This is a genomic window from Streptomyces sp. NPDC037126 (genome assembly GCF_055605965.1).
Map to the genome: position 1 here is coordinate 123,974 of NZ_JBVJTD010000002.1, position 15,517 is coordinate 139,490.

Sequence of the window (15,517 nt, forward strand, 5' to 3'; positions counted from 1 at the left end):
GCAACGGCATTGGCTTTAGGTCGTGTATCGAAAGCATGGACGGGCCGTGCGATGTGATGTCCAGGTCCGGCCCGTCCGTCCGACGCTAAAGGTCGAGTTGGTACTGGTGTGTCGTGTGCGTGGGCATGTAGCCGAGCCTGTCGTTTATTTGTCTCATAGGCGCGTTGCTGTCGGCGACGTCCGTCAGGAGATCACCGAGGTCTGGATAGCACCCATGGGCGTGTCGAATCGACTCGGCCTTCATCCATCGGCCGAGGCCGTGTCCACGGTGCTCGGGCAACACGGCGGTACCGTAGTGCTGGCCGTCGCCTCTGCCGTTGCCGGGGACGACCAACTCGGTGAACCCGGCGATCGAGCCGTCGTAGGCGTCGACGGCAACGACGGTGTGCAGGTGGTCGCCACGCTGTTCGACAGCCTTCGCCGCGGCCCGGACACGGTCCACGTCCCAGGTCACCGTGCCGTAGTCGGTGTCGTCCATGGGCATGTCGTCCATGGCGCGACGCGAGGCGGCGAACGTCTCGGCGAGGCCGTCGGGCACGGTTCCGCACCATGACATCAGCCGGTAGCCGGGATGCGGACGCTCGATGATCTCGGCGAGGGCCGTGGTGTCCACATCGGTCAGTGGCAAGCGGGAGAACCGCAGGGCGAGGACCTTCCTGAAACCGTGCGCCGGCAGGAAGTGGTCGCCGGGCGATCCGGCCTCGGCCTGCGCGATGACGCAGCGTCGGGCATCGGCCCGGGCAGCGGCCACGGCGGCGTTGAGGAGCTGCGAGCCGACGTGCCGGCGTCGTTCCGAGGGATGGACACCGAGGGTCAGTTCGGCCAGGTGCTCCTGTCCGGGACTGTTGAACAGGCGTAGAAAGGCGGTTCCGATGGGAATGGAATCAGCGTCGGAGGCCAGCCATGCTAGACGCCGGCTGTTCGGGCCGTGAACGGGGTCGGTCAGTGGGGTGATGCGAGACGACAAGACGTCTCCCTCGTGAGGAAGTGGCAGAGGTCAGTACGCGGACTCAACTGCTGGGCACTCTTGCGCATGTGCTCCACACCTCCTCGTCGACAGGGCCGGTCCCGAACAACATCGGACGGCTGGGAGAACTTAGCTGTCCCATCGGCTCCTCGGCAAAGGGTTAACGAAAGAGACCGGGTGCGAACGTGCGGTCACAGCCACTCGTTGATGACCGCGACCAGCATGGTTGCCTCGTAGAGGACCGTCGGCTTGTCGTACCTGGTGAGCACGGCCCGGTGGCGCTTGAGGCGATTGATGCCGCACTCGACAGCGTGCCGACCCGATAGTCCATCTTGTCGAACTTCGGCGGACGGCCGCCGAGCGAGCCGCGCTGCTTCCGGTGGAGGGCCTAGTCGGCCTTGTCCGGGGTGGTGCAGCGGATGCCGCGTTTGCGCAGGTGCCCCGCGGCCGTCGGTAGCTTTGGTGATGACGACGATCTCGGTGTGGGACACGCCACCGGGATTCGCGAATCCTGGTCACTGGAGCCCAGGCTGCCGGTGTCGACGATGTGCGGCGACCCCGCGCCGATCAGCTGGGGCCAGTGGGCGCCCGATGAGCCCGGCGACAGCGGGTAAGCGATACGCGATAACGACAGTCTGCGATGAGACGACAAGGAACGACCCACAGGAAGAGGTTCATGGTCACTCCGCTGAAGGATCGGACATCGGATGGACAGGAGCCTGCGGCGTGGCGGTACACCACTGCCTGGGATACGGCAGATGTGTCGATCGCTGGGGCCCGAGCGGCCGTACGCTCGCTACTGGCCCAGGCCGGTCACGAACCTCACCACCGGTCAAGCCAAGACGCTCAGCTCATAGTCAGTGAGCTGGTCACCAATGCGTCGCGACACGCTCCCGGCCCGGGCGGCCTCGTGCTGGAAGTGACTCCGGACGCCGCCCTACTGCGCATCAGCGTGAGGGACAGCTCCCCTCACTTTCCTGGACGGCCCGCACACGACGTCCGCCGCGTCGGCGGACACGGACTGCACCTGGTCGATCAGCTCTGCGACGACCTGCACACCATCGCTCTGGACACTGGCAAACAGATCGTCGCTCACCTCCACCTGCACCATCCCGCCGGCTAGAAGCCGCCTGTCTCGACAGCGCATCCCACAGCACCCCTGAGAGCCACCGGGGGTACTGCGAGCGGCTGTTCACCGCTTTGAGGACGCCCTGTCAGTGACTGGTGAGCATGCCTTCCCGCAGCCGGGCCAGGCAGCGCGACAAGAGCCGGGAGACGTGCATCTGGGAGACGCCCAGGCGCTCGCCGATCTGGGCCTGGGTGAGTTCCTCGACGAACCGCGTGTGGATGATCTGCCGGTCCCGGTCGTCGAGTTCGGTGATCAACTGCGCCAGGGCGTGGAAGTCCTCCACGAGTTCCAGGGCGGTGTCCTGCGTTCCGATGAAATCCTGTAGCGCGGCCTCGCCGTCCTCGCTGCCTCCGATCGTGGCGTCCAGGGAGGAGGAGTTGTAGCCGTTGGAGGCGAGCTGGGCCTCACGGACCTCGCCCTCGGGCAGGCTCATCAGCTCCGACAGCTCCTTGACCGTCGGGGTGCGGCCGAGGCGGCTGCGGAGTTCCTCGGTCGCCTTGGCGAGCTGCACGCGGGCCTCCTGCAGACGGCGCGGCACGTGCACGGCCCAGGTCGTGTCACGGAAGAACCGCTTGATCTCGCCGACGACGTAGGGCACGGCGAAGGAGGTGAACTCGACCTCGCGGGACAGCTCGAAGCGGTCGATCGCCTTGATCAGGCCGATCATGCCGACCTGGACGATGTCCTCCATCTCCTCCGGCCCCCGGCTGCGGAAACGGCCGGCCGCGAAACGGACCAGAGACATGTTCATCTCGATCAGCGTGTTCCGCGCGCGTAGCTGTAGGCGGGCGTGCCCTCCTCCAGGGCCGTCAGCCGGTCGAAGAAGACCTTGGACAGCTCACGGGCATCCTTCGGCGCCACCTGGGAGGGATCGGCAACCTCTGGCAGGTCAGGCGTCTGCGGGTCCGTTGCTGTCGCACTCATGAGCGCCATGACGTGTCCCTCCAATGGCCGAGTCAGCCCTCGTCGCCGGCCGGGAGGGGCCGACGCCGACGCGCGGATACCCCTTCATCCTGCGTCTCTCTACCTTCATCCATACGAACTGGGGGCACCGGCGCCGAGCCGATGGCACGAAGAGCCAAGCCGACGACCGGACCACCGAGAAGCCGGTGGTGGAGGGCTGTGACCAACCAGATGGACGGCCGCGCTGAGAGCACGGCGAAGTGCGCACCTGTCGGTCGGCACCCGGTGGCCTGCCGCAAGCCTGGGCAGCCCTTGACCGGACGGCCCCCATCAGGGCCGTTCGACCCCTGCCGCCCAAGAACGATCGGGTTGAGTCTGATGGACGGGGTTCATGGCGACACTGGAAGGCGTGGGATCGGTGATCACACGAGTGCGAATGCCGCACCGGCACCTGACGCCGCCCGCCAAGCCCGGGCCACCGCGCGAACCGCCCACTCCTCCGTCCCGGCAACCACGGCCGTTCGGCGGGCGGTGGATCTTCTGGTGGATCCTGACGACGCTCGCCATCGTCATCCTGCTCTCCCGCGCCCCGACCGGTCCGCACACGAGTTCACTCCCCTACAGCGACTTCGTCAGCAAGGTGGGCGCCAGCCAGGTGCAGATGGTCGACATCAACGACAAAGGCGGGGTCAGCGGCACCCTGAATGACGGCACGAAGTTCACCACCCAGATCCCTACCGCACTGGGCTCCGGGGTCCAGCTCCAGCATCAGCTGACTTCTCACCACGTACAGATCAAAGCCAGCCAGAGCGGCGGCGGCGGTTCGCCCGGTCTGTCCATACTGTTCTCGTTCCTGCCGTTCCTGGTGCTGATCGGCTTCCTGCTGTGGATGGGACGCCGGGCCGCAGGGTCGGTGACGGGCGGCCTGGGTTCCATCGGACGCTCACGCGCGAAGATCATCGAGGCGGAGCGGCCGACCACCGGCTTCGGCGACATCGCCGGCTATGACGGGGTCAAACAGGAGATCAGCGAGGTCGTGGACTTCCTTCGCCATCCCGCCAGGTACACCGCCGCGGGAGCCAAGGGGCCCCGGGGCGTGATCATGGTCGGGCCGCCCGGTACCGGCAAGACGCTCTTCGCGCGGGCCGTCGCCGGCGAGGCGGATGTGCCGTTCCTGTCGGTGACAGGCTCCGCATTCGTGGAGATGTTCGTCGGCGTCGGCGCCTCCCGGGTGCGCGACCTGTTCGACCAGGCCCGCAGGCGCTCCCCGTCGATCGTGTTCATCGACGAGATCGACGCGCTCGGGTCGCGCCGCGACGGCGGGGCGCGGCTGGGGGGCAACGACGAGCGCGAGCAGACCCTGAATCAGCTCCTGTCCGAGATGGACGGCTTCGACCAGTCCAGCGGCATCGTCGTCCTCGCCGCCACCAACCGGCCTGATGCCCTCGACCCGGCCCTTCTGCGCCCCGGGCGCTTCGACCGGCAGGTCACCGTGCCGCTTCCCAACCAGGCCGAGCGGGCCGCGATCCTCGCCGTCCACGCCCGTGACAAGACGCTGGCTCCGGGCGTGGACCTGGATGCCGTTGCGCGCGCCACACCCGGCTTCTCGGGCGCGGATCTCGCCAACCTGGTCAACGAGGGCGCCATCAACGCCGTACGCGACGATCGCACCCGGATCGAGCGGCACGACCTGGACGCCGCCCGCGATCGCGTGTTGCTGGGACGTCGGGAATCTTCCAACGCGCTACTGCCCGAGGAGCGCCGGTCGGTCGCCGTCCACGAATCGGGCCACGCCCTGGTCGCGGCACTGTGCGCGCACGCCGACCCGGTGGCGAAGGTCACCATCCTGCCTGCCGGCGTCACCCTCGGCGTCACCGAGCAACTCCCTGAGGCGGAAAGGCACTTGTACAGCGAGAGTTACCTGACCGACCTCCTTGCGGTGCGTCTGGGCGGGCGGGCGGCCGAGCTCGTGGTCTTCGGCGAGGGATCGACGGGAGCCGCCAACGACCTGGCCGGAGCGACCCAGATCGCCACGCGCATGGTCCGCGAGTTCGGCCTCTCGTCCGAACTCGGCCCGATCGGCTACGCCCCGACCCGCCCGCACTTCCTCGGTGAGAGCACCGACGAGCCCGGTCTGCCGGCGTACTCGCAGCAGACCCAGCGCATCGTCGATGAGGAGGTTGTCCGCCTGCTGCGCCAAGCGGAACAACGCGCGATCGCATTGTTGCGCGGCCACCGGGCCGCCCTGGAGCACCTGGCCGGAAAACTGGTCACGCAGGAGACCGTCGACGGCTCCGTCGTCCTCGACGTCCTCCGCCAAGAATCCGGCGGTTGGGGCGATGATCACGGAGTGAACACGTCATCGCCCCCTCGGCGGACGGAGCGAGGGATTCGTACGTCGCCGCGGTGATCGTCAGCAGCATGGCGGTCACCGAGGCACAGGGGGCAAAGAGCCGGATGGGCACCAGAGTCCGGACTCGTGCGAGGCCGTGTGGTGACCTGCGACGCCGGGGGCCCAGTCGCACTGCGGACAACGCAACGACAGGCGCGGTCCCGGTCGCGATCGACGCGGATCCGCGCCTACCGGGCGCAGCGTGCACGGCGCATGCGAGGGTGGGCAGAAGGAAGGTGTGCTGGACGAGACGGAGCACCTGATGGGTTGGCGTGAGTTCTCGCAGCAGATGGCGTCATGGCGCGGACGCTACTGGCGCAGTCGTCGGTCGAGGACACCCTGCAGAGCATCACGCCGTCAGCGTCCGAGCTGGTGGAAGGCTGCGACGCGGCTGGCATCCCGATCCTTCACGGACGCGAGGTGCAGACCTTGGCCCCGATCGACCAGCTGGTCATCGACAGCGACCAGCTGCAACAACAGCTGGGTGAGGGCCCTTGCTTCGACGCTGCCCAGAGCCGGCAGGGCGAGCGGGTGTTCCGGATCGCTGACCTCACGCAGGAAGAGCCCCGCCGGCCCACCTACGCTCCCCGAGCCCGCGACCTGGGGATGGGCAGCATGATGGGTTTCCTGCTGTTCACCGGGGACGAAGAACTCGGCGCGCTGAACTTCCACTCCCGCCGCGCAGGCGCGTTCTCCGACGTCAGCGAGATGGCCGGATGACTGCTGGCCTCGCATGCCGCGGTCGCCTTCTCCGGTGCTCGCACCCATGCGCGTATGGAGCGGGCCGTCGCCACCCGCCACACGCTCGGCCAGGCCATGGGCATCCTCATGGGCGGACACCGCCTCACCGCAGAGCAGGCCTTCGACGTGCTGCGCCGCTACTCGCGGGAGAACAACATCAAGTTGCAGCAGACCCGGCTGGTGTGCTGGCGCATGGCGGCCCGGGAGGCCGTCTCCGCGAACTGGTCGGCATTGCGAACGCTGCGGTTGCGTAGCCAGGTTGCTAGCCGCTTGGTGCCGAGTCGACGCAGGGCGGCTGGGGTCTGGTAGCCGGTCAGCAGGGTGAGCGGGCCGGTGTTCGGGATCAGTAAGGGGCCCCTACTGGGGGCACCGGCTGAGCGGGGCCCGCGCCACCTCTCGGAACGCGGCAAGCGTCCCCGTCCCCTGGTACGTCTCATCCGCGCGGGGTGTCCGCGGGGCCACGGATGACGACGACTGGGCAGGCAGCGTGCTGGACGAGGTGCTGCCCGACCGAGCCCAGGAGCGCCTCGGTGAATCCACCGTGTCCCCGGCTCCCCACAACCAGTAGCTCTGCTCCCCGGGCCGCATTCAGCAGCACGGCGGCCGGATGCCCGCACACGGTCGACGAACGGACCTCGACCGTCCGGTCAGGACCGAGGGTCTCGTCGATCGCCTGAGTGAGGACAGCGCCGGCGTTGAAACCGAAGTCGAACCCTGTGGGGCCCCAGCCGTAGAACGACGGGTACTCCCAGGCGATCACCGCTTCGACCACCCCACCCACCAACCCGGCCTGCCGCGCCGCCCACCGCAAAGCGGCCTTCGACGGCCCGGACCCATCGACGCCGACCACGATACGCGGCGTCGATGACGTCTGATCGCTCATCGCTCCACCCTGCCCGTTGACAGTACGCATCGGGTCACGCCATACGTCCGGTCTACGACCGGAGTGCTGTGCCCGCACCTTGAAACGCTCCGGTCAGCGCTGCTCCGCAGACCCGCACCGGTCACATCGTCACCGTTCGCGGTTGATCCGGAGGCCGAGGACAGTGGTGGTGACGTCCTTGATGACATCGTCGATACGGCCGACCACGTCGAACACCGGCTGCTGCAGGTCGGAGTCGAGGCATCCGGCTATGCGGTGCAGGTCGAGACCGATGGCGTAGAGATCGCGGATGGTGCGGTCGCGCAGGTCGGCGCCGATGCGGTCCCGGTCCAAGAGGAGTCTGAGCTGCTCGTCGTCCGAGCGGTGCACAGCCAGGCGGCGGGCGAGTGCGGCCTGGGCGGCGAAGGGGGCCAGGATTTCCACTTCCGCGTCGCCGAAGTGCCTGCGCCTCGTGGCGCGGGGCGACAGACAGCGTGCCGATGCGTGTGTCGCGATCGGTGAGCGGGACGGCCACAGCCGGCCCAAGAGCCGTTGCTCCGGGCGGACGGACGGCCAGCGTGTGAAGATCGCTGTGGGCGTCCTCGGTGATCTGGGGTCGGCCGGTCGTGAAGGCGCTAGTGGTCAGGGACGCGGCGGCCACGGGCAGTGTCCGGCCGAGCAGTCCCCTGGCGTTGATGCCGGCGGCGGCACGGACCACCAGGCAATCGGGCGACCGGTCGGGAAGTGCGATGACGGCGGTGTCGGCGTCGGCGATCCGCAGGGCCTGCTCGGCGATGACCTGCGGCGCGTGGCTGCTGTCGGAGTCGCTGAGGATGGCGGTAGTGACCTGTGTGTGGGCGCGCTGCCACGCCGCGCGCAGCCGGGTCTGCTCCAGCAGTACCGCGTGGTCCACGGCGGTTCCAGCAGCCGACGCCAGTACCTGCGCCAACTCCTCGTCCTCGGGACTGAACGGTCCCGGGGAGTGGCCGGGGTGATGCCGAGGTGTTCCAGCAGCTGGCCGTGTCCGCGCGCGACCTGACCGGGGCGGCCTGGGCTGTCGTGGTCCCGAGTGATGAGCTCGGCCAGTCGGACAGGGTCATACAGGCCAAGTCGCTCTCGTCCGTGACCAGCATGACCGCGCGCAGCAGCGCGCGAATCCTCCCCTGCGTGCGCTGCACCTTGCGGGCCGTGGACAGCAGGTTCTCCACCGCCTGCTCCAGCTCCAGGCGGGCAGGATCGGGGAAGTACAGGTGCCCCGGTACCGGTGCGTCGGCGGACCGGGCCGGTGGGTTCGGTCCGCCGGGCTGTCTCACGTGAGCAGGCAGGCAGACCGGGCCGGTGGGTTCGGTCCGCCGGGCTGTCTCACGTGAGCAGGCATGACTCGCGCTCCACGGACTTCGCAAGCGGCCCTCACCATCGCCCCGACGCGGAGCGGATTCCAGCGGCGCAAGGTCAACCGGCGGCAGGCAGGTAGCGGCGGCCGTCCACGATCGTGAGTCCGATCCGCATGACCTTTTCGTCGGCACTCGGGCGCCAGTGCCCGTCGACGGCAGTTCGGGCGGGACGGTCGACCTCATGAGCGTCGTGGATGCGATGGGTGTAGCCCGTGACCGTGACGCTCTCGATGACGTCGCCCCTCGCGTCCCCCCTGTCCGCCTGGAAGACGACGACACCGCCTTCTCGCGGGTGGTCCGGACGCTCGTCAGTGCCTGCCCGATGACAACGCCGTCCTGGTCGAGCTGGTGGGCGACGACCGGCAGTGCCCGATCGGTGAAGACCACACGTCCGTAGTGACACACGGCAAGCAGCGCCAGACATTGCGCCAGGTCGAGTTCGGTCGTGCCGTCCACGGTCACAGAACCAAGACTGGTCTTCGGCGGCCGGAAGCGCTTGGACCGTTCGGGGCCCCTATGTCCTGCCTTCGACACGGCGCCGGCAAAACGGCCTGCCGTCTGCGGTGGCGTCACCCCCACCGGGAACCTACGCGTCCTGCGGAGGCATGATCACGCGCCAACCATCCCCACTGCCGGCGTGCGAGCCTGGCCCGGTGGGACGTGGTCATGGACCTGGACCATCTTGAACGTCCTCGTGGCCTCCTCGGCATCCTCGCCGACCGCGGCGAGGACGTCTCGCATACCCGGCCGGCCTGCTACAGCGGCGCCGGCTTCGCCCCCACCCTGCGTGCCGCCGAAGCCCGAGGGCAAGTGGTGCTCGTGGACCTCGATCGGCTGTACGGAGGGGGGTAGCCCGCCGCGTGCACGCCTCGCTGCACGCGCGTCTTCGACGGCCGGGTTCGCGACGAGTCCCTGCGCCGGCTCGTCTCGCCGTCTGCAGGATACGACGTGTCCCACCAGCTCCTGCCGGAGGCCAAGGTTCTCTCGTGGTCCAGGTCCAACAGCCCTTGCGCGTCCAGGACTTCGACGCACCGGCCGAGACCGCCGACAGCTGGCTCGAAGCGCACGACGCACTTTCCGATGTCGTAGTGCACGCCCGCCTCCGCAAGCGCCGGCATTCCTCGTTGCTCCGGGTTCTCTGGACCGTGAGGACGGGCTCGGTTGCCGGTTGCTGGGTGGGGTGATCTACTCGAATTGGTGGGCCTGGTCGTATGGAGCACCCTGCCCGGCAGCCGACGAGGCACGGCGTACGACGCAGGCCGTCGGCCCCGCAAGGAGAAGCCGGGATCGCTTGCCGACGGTCCTCTGCCGTGCGGCCCGAGCACGTGGGGCTCCGCGCTGGAAAGGAACGCGGTGATGACCTCTGCAGCCACGAACAACCGTCCCGGACAGCGACTGCGCCATCAAGTCACGGAGGCGGCGTCGACGATCGGCAAAGCCGCTGTGGCGACAGGCAGGGCCACGGCGGACGCCGTGCGCCACCCGGGAGAAACGGCCGGCCGCGCACGCAGGACATCGCACGCGTTGCCCTTGATGTGGCAGTCGATCAAGCCGGTGCTGACCGGCAACGTGACCGACTGGCGCCGGGAATACGCGTACACGCTCGGGGAGCAGGCCTTCGTCTACGGGTTCCCTTACATCTACAACGCCGGTCTTCGCCACCGGTGGGTAACCCGGGTGCCCGACACCGACGCGACGCCGTACGCCCCCGTCAACCACTTCTGGCACGCCCGGAAGCTCTTCGACGCCTCCGACCGGCAGGGCCTGTGCCCCAATAACGACACCCTGTACTCGTTTGCCTGGGTGGACCTGAGCGAGGAACCCGTCATCCTCTCGCACCCGGGCATGACGAATCGGTACTTCACCTTCGAACTGGTCGGCATCACCTCCGACAACTACGACTACGTGGGCGGGCGCGCCACCGGCCCCGACGCGGGTGACTTCGCCCTCATCGGACCGGGGTGGAGCGGAGACCTCCCCGACGGGGTGCGTCGCACGGCGGCCGCCCCCAGCCCCTGGATCCTCATCGTCGGCCGGACCCTCGTCGAGGGCGAGCACGACCTCTCCAACGTCCACGCCCTTCAGGACCAGTACCGATTGGTCCCGCTCCACATGTTCGGAACCACAGGAGCGCAGGCCCCGGCCCGGCACGACGTGCTGGAACCGATCGACGCGGCGCAAGACCGTCTCGGGCCCTGGAAGACGTTGAACGCGATGCTGGCCGAGAATCCGCCACCGCCGCACCACGAGATCCTGCTCAAGCAGTTCGCGGAGATCGGCATCGGCCCCGGTCTCGACGTCGAGGCCCAGCCCGAGCCCGTCAAGCAGAGTCTGATCCGGGCGGCGGCCACCGGTGTACCCATGCTCGAACAGCAGCTGCTCAGCGGCGAATGGGCCCACGTCGTCAATGGCTGGCGCTACCCACCACCGCAGATGGGGCGGTTCGGGGACGACTTCCTGCGGCGGGCCGCCGAGCAGTCCCTGGTCGGTGTCGCCGCCAACGATCCCGAAGAAGCGGTCTACCTGGCCGCCTTCCACGACGCTGACGGCACCAAGCTGTCCACCGGTCGCTACGAACTGCGCTTCGAGCCGGCAAGTCTCCCTCCGGTCGACGCTTTCTGGTCCCTCACCGTCTACGGCGAGGACCGGAACCTGGTCGCCAACCCGATCGACCGATACTCCATCGGTGACCGCACCCCGGGGCTGGTCACGGATCCGGAGGGACGCCTGACCATCCACTTGCAGCCTGACTCCCCGGGGTCTGCCCAGGAGCCCAACTGGCTGCCCACACCGGCACAGGGGATCTGGTTCGCCGCACTGCGCATGTACCTGCCACGACCGGAGGTCATCGACACACGATGGGAGTGCCCGCCGATCAAACGCATCGCCTGACGGCTTTCGCCGTGGCCTGCGTGAGCCCTACGCCCGGGGCTCCTTGTTGCGAGGCATGAGCACAAGGGCCGCCGCCGCCACGACGAGCGGCAGGACGCTGACCGCGAGCATGGTGAGCCGCAGTCCCCCGGCGAAATCCAGCCCGAGTTTCAGGCCTGCCGCCTGTCGGAGCAGGTTCGGGTCATACCCACTGCCACCCGGGTTCTGCACCATTCCGCTCCGGACGGCATCCACGGCCTGTTCGGCCCTCCTCACCGACAGACCTCGTACCTTCGCGTCCGCCAGCCACCGCCGCTTGAAGAAGAAGTCGAAAAGCAGAATGTAGACGGTGGGCCCAAACGCGGAGCCCGTCATCGCGAAGGCCATCTGCACGGAGGCCACTGTGCCGGAATGCCCGGACGGCGCCTGAGAGAGAACCGTCTCGGACACCGACGTGGAGGTGACCAGCGAACCGAGGTTGCACAGCCATGTGGCAAGCACGAGCAGCCACAGTGCCATCGTGGGGCCCGCGGTACCCGCCATCAGCAACCCGCTCGCCGCCATCACCAGTAGGCCGCTGACCATCACCGGCCGCGGGGTGTGCTTCCCCACCAGGCGCCCGGCCAGGATGACGGCACCGGCGATCAGCAGTGTGCCGGGCAGGTACAGCAGGCCGATGGTCTCGGGGGACAACGACAGGACGATGCTTCCGAACTGCCCAAGAACGATGCCGAGTCCGGCAGCCAAGAAGTTCAGCGTAAGGGTCGCCCCCAGGGCCACGCCGAACGGTGTGCTGCGGAACAGCGCCAGTTCGAGGGCCGGTTCCGGAATGCGACGTTCGTGGAGCACGAAAAGCACGATCGCGATCGCGCTGATCAGCAGCCATACCCAGGTCTCGGGCCGGGAGACGCCGTTCTGGGCCGCCGCGAGCCCGACGACGAGGGTCACCAGACCAGTCCCGACCATGGTCACGCCGGCCAAGTCGAGGCGACGCCCGTGCTGGACAGGTGACTCAGGAACGTACCGGGCCGTCAGCCAGAGTGAGACCAGACACAGCAGTGGTCCCACCAGGAACAGGGACCTCCAGCCGACGGCCGCCACCATCCAGCCCGTGAACGCGGGAACCACACCGCAAAGGATCATCGTTACGGCCATCAGGATTCCGATGCCCGCGGGGCGTCTCTCCGCCGGTACCGCCACGTTCATCAGGGCCAACGGCACTCCCAGCAGTGCTGTCATGCCCAACCCGACCAGGAGGCGCATCGCCAGCAGGAAGCCGTAGCCGGGGGACAGCATGGAGAGCAGGTCGACGAGCGTGACGACGACAAGCCCCAGCATCAGCAGCCGCTTGAGGCCGAAGATGTCCCCGAGGCTGCCCGCGGCGAGGACGGCGGCGGCCATGACCAGCGTCGCCGCTCCGCTCAGCAGCCCTAGCACCTGCGGCGGCACATGGAGGGCCCGGCTCACCTGCGGCAGATTCAGGCTGAGCACCAGGGGGTCGACCACCGTGACCGTGAAGGCAAGGGCGAGGCCGAGGATGATCGGCAGGGTCGTCACGTTCGTGCGTGGGCCGGCCGTCGGCACCGCGATACCTCCCGCCCTCCCACATCGCCTACCGGTCGACGCTAACCCGGCCCGCCACGTGCCCTCGGGCTCCCCCGGAACAACATGCGCGGAAGTCCGGCATTCGGGTCAGCCGACCCCTGTCGAACACCGTCCAGGCTCACCGCCTGCTTCATCACGGACACAACGGCTGCGCGCCCGCCGACGAACGGACTGCTCGAGAGCCCAGTGCGGTGGCCTCGCCGCATCGGCGGCCTGAGCCTCGATATCACTCCCCCAAGGACTTTCGACGCCCGTGCAGTTCATGAACGCCAAGCAGACCGCCGAGTACTTGAACACGTCACTCACGTGGGTATACCGGGACGCGCCGAAGCCCGGTCTCGCGCCGTACAAGTTCGGCCGTGGCCGCGCATCCAGGAGGATCTCGCGCAGCTTGTCGAAGGCGTTGGCCTGCGTGGCCAGTCCCGCTGCAGGACGCATCCTGGCGTCCTGATACTGCGCACCACCCGCGACTCCATCGGGGGCAGCGTCCGCACCCGGCCTGGGGGCCAGGCCCACCTCGCACGCCCGGATGCGCCACACAGCCCGGCATGATCCAGCCACAGACCACGCATGGAGCCGCAGGACGTGGCCACCTTGTTCCGGCACTTGGTCAACCTCGATGAGGTGTCGCATGTGCCCCGGCCCGGCGGGAACCGGCACCGCCAACCCGCAGTGGAGACAGGCGCCGTCACCGAGCACCGTCACGCCCTGTTCGATCCAGTCCTGCCTTTGCATACTTCCATCCCTCCCCGTGGGACGATGGCGGCGCCGAGGCCATCTCCAAGCCCCGGGGAGGGACGACACCTTCTGGACGGCCGCGGTGAACACCCGGGTCGCCGGCAACTGGGACTGCCAGACGCCGTCCAGAGAGGCTTCGCAGCTGAGAGTGACCGTCACTCCATGTCTGCCCCGCGGGATGGTGACTCCGGTAGGCCGTCGAACCGGTCCGCCAGGATCATCGCCACGTCGTCCGCCAAGCCGCCTCCGGTGTGACGGGTCAGTGCCTGGTGCAGTTGCTCCAGGAATTCACGTGGGGTGGGGTCGGTGCCCATCTCTTCCATGGCCCGTGGAAGAGCGAAGAATTCGCTGTCCCGGTTGCGGGCCTCGATCACACCGTCGGTGTACAGCAGCAGGCGATCACCGGGTGTGAACGGATAGGTCTCCGGCTTTTCGGGGAGGTCGGTGATGAGATCTTCGAGGCCGAGAGGCGGCGACGGTACGCTCGGCAGCAGTGGCGTCGTCTTGCCCCGGTGCAGAAGCAGCGGTGGGGGATGTCCACGGTTGACCAGCTGCACCACGGGCTCGTCCGGCACCTGCGCGATGAGCGCCGTGGTGAAGCCTTCCAGGAGAACCTCCTGACCATATGCGCCCGGCACGGCGACTTCCCGCCGCAGCGCGGCCGCGCAGCGGTTCATGACCTCCACCAGGTCGTCCTCGTAGTGCACGGCTTCCCGGAACGCGCCCAGTGCCACCGCGACGGCCCGTACCGCGGTCAGCCCCTTGCCCCGGACGTCCCCGACGATCATCCGGACGCCGTACCGCGTCCGCACCGCCTCATACAGATCCCCACCCACCCGCGCCCCGGTCCCGGCCGCAAGGCACAGGCTGCCGGCCCGCAGTGGGCCGAGGCGCTCGGGCACGGGCCGCAGTACGACCTCCTGGGCCGCCACAGCGATGCGGCGGACCTGGTCGAGTTCCCGCTGCCTGCGCTCCTGCATGGCACGGCTGGTGATGAAACCGGCCACGGAGACCAGGGCCAGAGCCAGGAAGTTGCTGTAGACCTGCAGGGTGCTCCATGCCCCGTTGTAGGTCGCGGTGGTCACACTGATCGCCAGCGCCAGGACGGCCGCAGCGGTGGTGCCCCTGGGCCCCAGCGTCACTGCCGCCAGCGCCGGGACCGCGGTGAGAAAGGGGCCGGTATAGATGAAGTGCGCAGGCGTGAGCTCGATGACCAGAACGGCCAGCGCGATCAGAAAGGGCAGGCACTGCATGAGGGTGAAGAGGACCCGGCTGTGACCGCCTGCTCCTGGTACCGGGAGTGAGCGCAACACCGACTTCATGCACCAAGCGTGCCTCGTCGGCACCCGCGGCTCCAGCGGCGGGCTGTGAAGGCACTGCCGTGATGCCCTGATCTCGCCTCTACGCGCCGTTGGCCTCATCCCGCACGAGCGGGGAGAGCAAGCCGGGCGAACCGCGTGGCGACACGGCAGCAAGGAGGCCGTGTGGCCCGGACGCCCGCGGAGTCACGGCCAAAGGTGTGGAGGATTGGTAGCAGCGGCAGGTGGTGCGCCAGGTTCGCCTGGTCAGAGCGAGCCGCGATCTTCGGGGCCGCCAGCCGTGGGCTGCCCGGATTCGTGTCGGTCCAGGATCGCCAGCAGTTGTGCAACTGTGGCTGGGGCATCCGCGGGATGGCGCAGGACGGTGTCGGGGGCGACGTGGTAGACGTTCGAACGGCCTTCCCGGACATGGGTGAGATATCCGCCCTCTTCCAGGTCGGCGATGATCTTCTGAACGGCCCGCTCGGTCAGCCGGCAGCGGACGGCGATGTCGCGGATGCGAGTGGTGCTGTCTTCGGCGACGGCGGCCAGCACCCGGGAGTGATTGGTCAGGAAGGTCCAGCCCGCGTGTGGCTCCGGCGCTCGCTCCATACATC

General features: G+C 68.4%; 10 protein-coding genes and 4 pseudogenes. 5 read left to right on the forward strand and 9 right to left on the reverse strand.

Going from position 1 to position 15,517, the window contains the following annotated elements:
- Positions 1–85: 85 nt before the first annotated feature.
- Positions 86–967, reverse strand: a complete 882-nt coding sequence (locus ACZ7FF_RS05590; RefSeq protein WP_470809768.1) for a GNAT family N-acetyltransferase — start codon at positions 965–967, stop codon at positions 86–88.
- Positions 968–1,643: 676 nt separating this feature from the next.
- Between ACZ7FF_RS05590 and ACZ7FF_RS05595 the strand changes: the two genes are divergently transcribed.
- The gene (locus ACZ7FF_RS05595; RefSeq protein ID WP_470809769.1) at positions 1,644–2,090 is read left to right on the forward strand and encodes an ATP-binding protein; all 447 of its coding nucleotides are present in this window, start codon (positions 1,644–1,646) and stop codon (positions 2,088–2,090) included.
- Positions 2,091–2,181: 91 nt separating this feature from the next.
- On the opposite strand, the pseudogene ACZ7FF_RS05600 reads toward ACZ7FF_RS05595, so the two are convergent.
- Positions 2,182–3,029, reverse strand: a pseudogene (locus ACZ7FF_RS05600) (RNA polymerase sigma factor SigF).
- Between the two features lie 361 nt (positions 3,030–3,390).
- Here ACZ7FF_RS05600 and ftsH point away from each other — a divergent pair.
- Positions 3,391–5,409: an ATP-dependent zinc metalloprotease FtsH gene (ftsH, locus tag ACZ7FF_RS05605; RefSeq protein WP_470809770.1), complete on the forward strand. Its 2,019-nt coding sequence runs from the start codon at positions 3,391–3,393 to the stop codon at positions 5,407–5,409.
- Positions 5,410–5,653: 244 nt separating this feature from the next.
- A pseudogene (locus ACZ7FF_RS05610) lies at positions 5,654–6,324 on the forward strand (GAF and ANTAR domain-containing protein); the annotation flags it as partial.
- Here ACZ7FF_RS05610 and ACZ7FF_RS05615 read toward each other — a convergent pair.
- The 4 genes and pseudogenes from ACZ7FF_RS05615 to ACZ7FF_RS05630 form a co-directional block, all read right to left on the reverse strand.
- Positions 6,309–6,476, reverse strand: a pseudogene (locus ACZ7FF_RS05615) (IS110 family transposase); the annotation flags it as partial. The pseudogenes ACZ7FF_RS05610 and ACZ7FF_RS05615 sit on opposite strands and share 16 nt — an antisense overlap.
- Before the next feature lie 89 nt (positions 6,477–6,565).
- Positions 6,566–7,015: a universal stress protein gene (locus tag ACZ7FF_RS05620; RefSeq protein WP_470809772.1), complete on the reverse strand. Its 450-nt coding sequence runs from the start codon at positions 7,013–7,015 to the stop codon at positions 6,566–6,568.
- Between the two features lie 129 nt (positions 7,016–7,144).
- On the reverse strand, positions 7,145–7,438 hold the full coding sequence (locus tag ACZ7FF_RS05625; RefSeq protein ID WP_470810615.1) for a hypothetical protein: 294 nt from the start codon (positions 7,436–7,438) through the stop codon (positions 7,145–7,147).
- Between the two features lie 40 nt (positions 7,439–7,478).
- Positions 7,479–7,907, reverse strand: a pseudogene (locus ACZ7FF_RS05630) (GAF domain-containing protein); the annotation flags it as partial.
- 1,147 nt (positions 7,908–9,054) lie between these two features.
- On the opposite strand from ACZ7FF_RS05630, the gene ACZ7FF_RS05635 reads away from it, so the two are divergent.
- On the forward strand, positions 9,055–9,240 hold the full coding sequence (locus ACZ7FF_RS05635) for a hypothetical protein (protein WP_470809773.1): 186 nt from the start codon (positions 9,055–9,057) through the stop codon (positions 9,238–9,240).
- 504 nt (positions 9,241–9,744) lie between these two features.
- A complete protein-coding gene (locus tag ACZ7FF_RS05640; protein ID WP_470809774.1) occupies positions 9,745–11,280 on the forward strand; it encodes a DUF1254 domain-containing protein in 1,536 nt (511 codons plus the stop codon).
- Between the two features lie 27 nt (positions 11,281–11,307).
- On the opposite strand, the gene ACZ7FF_RS05645 is transcribed toward ACZ7FF_RS05640, so the two are convergent.
- The 3 genes from ACZ7FF_RS05645 to ACZ7FF_RS05655 all read right to left on the reverse strand — a co-directional run bounded on the left by ACZ7FF_RS05645 (position 11,308) and on the right by ACZ7FF_RS05655 (position 15,512).
- The gene (locus ACZ7FF_RS05645; RefSeq protein WP_470809775.1) at positions 11,308–12,816 is read right to left on the reverse strand and encodes an MFS transporter; all 1,509 of its coding nucleotides are present in this window, start codon (positions 12,814–12,816) and stop codon (positions 11,308–11,310) included.
- A 941-nt stretch (positions 12,817–13,757) separates the two neighbouring features.
- Positions 13,758–14,855, reverse strand: a complete 1,098-nt coding sequence (locus ACZ7FF_RS05650; RefSeq protein ID WP_470809776.1) for a PP2C family protein-serine/threonine phosphatase — start codon at positions 14,853–14,855, stop codon at positions 13,758–13,760.
- Between the two features lie 312 nt (positions 14,856–15,167).
- Positions 15,168–15,512, reverse strand: a complete 345-nt coding sequence (locus tag ACZ7FF_RS05655) for a helix-turn-helix transcriptional regulator (protein WP_470809777.1) — start codon at positions 15,510–15,512, stop codon at positions 15,168–15,170.
- Positions 15,513–15,517 lie beyond the last annotated feature (5 nt).

Coding starts and splice junctions, on each gene's coding strand:
- ACZ7FF_RS05635 (WP_470809773.1), top strand. CDS start 9,055: ATGGACCTGGACCATCTTGAACGTCCTCGTGGCCTCCTCGGCATCCTC.
- ACZ7FF_RS05595 (WP_470809769.1), top strand. CDS start 1,644: ATGGTCACTCCGCTGAAGGATCGGACATCGGATGGACAGGAGCCTGCG.
- ACZ7FF_RS05640 (WP_470809774.1), top strand. CDS start 9,745: ATGACCTCTGCAGCCACGAACAACCGTCCCGGACAGCGACTGCGCCAT.
- ACZ7FF_RS05655 (WP_470809777.1), bottom strand. CDS start 15,512: ATGGAGCGAGCGCCGGAGCCACACGCGGGCTGGACCTTCCTGACCAAT.
- ACZ7FF_RS05620 (WP_470809772.1), bottom strand. CDS start 7,015: ATGAGCGATCAGACGTCATCGACGCCGCGTATCGTGGTCGGCGTCGAT.
- ftsH (WP_470809770.1), top strand. CDS start 3,391: ATGGCGACACTGGAAGGCGTGGGATCGGTGATCACACGAGTGCGAATG.
- ACZ7FF_RS05650 (WP_470809776.1), bottom strand. CDS start 14,855: ATGCAGTGCCTGCCCTTTCTGATCGCGCTGGCCGTTCTGGTCATCGAG.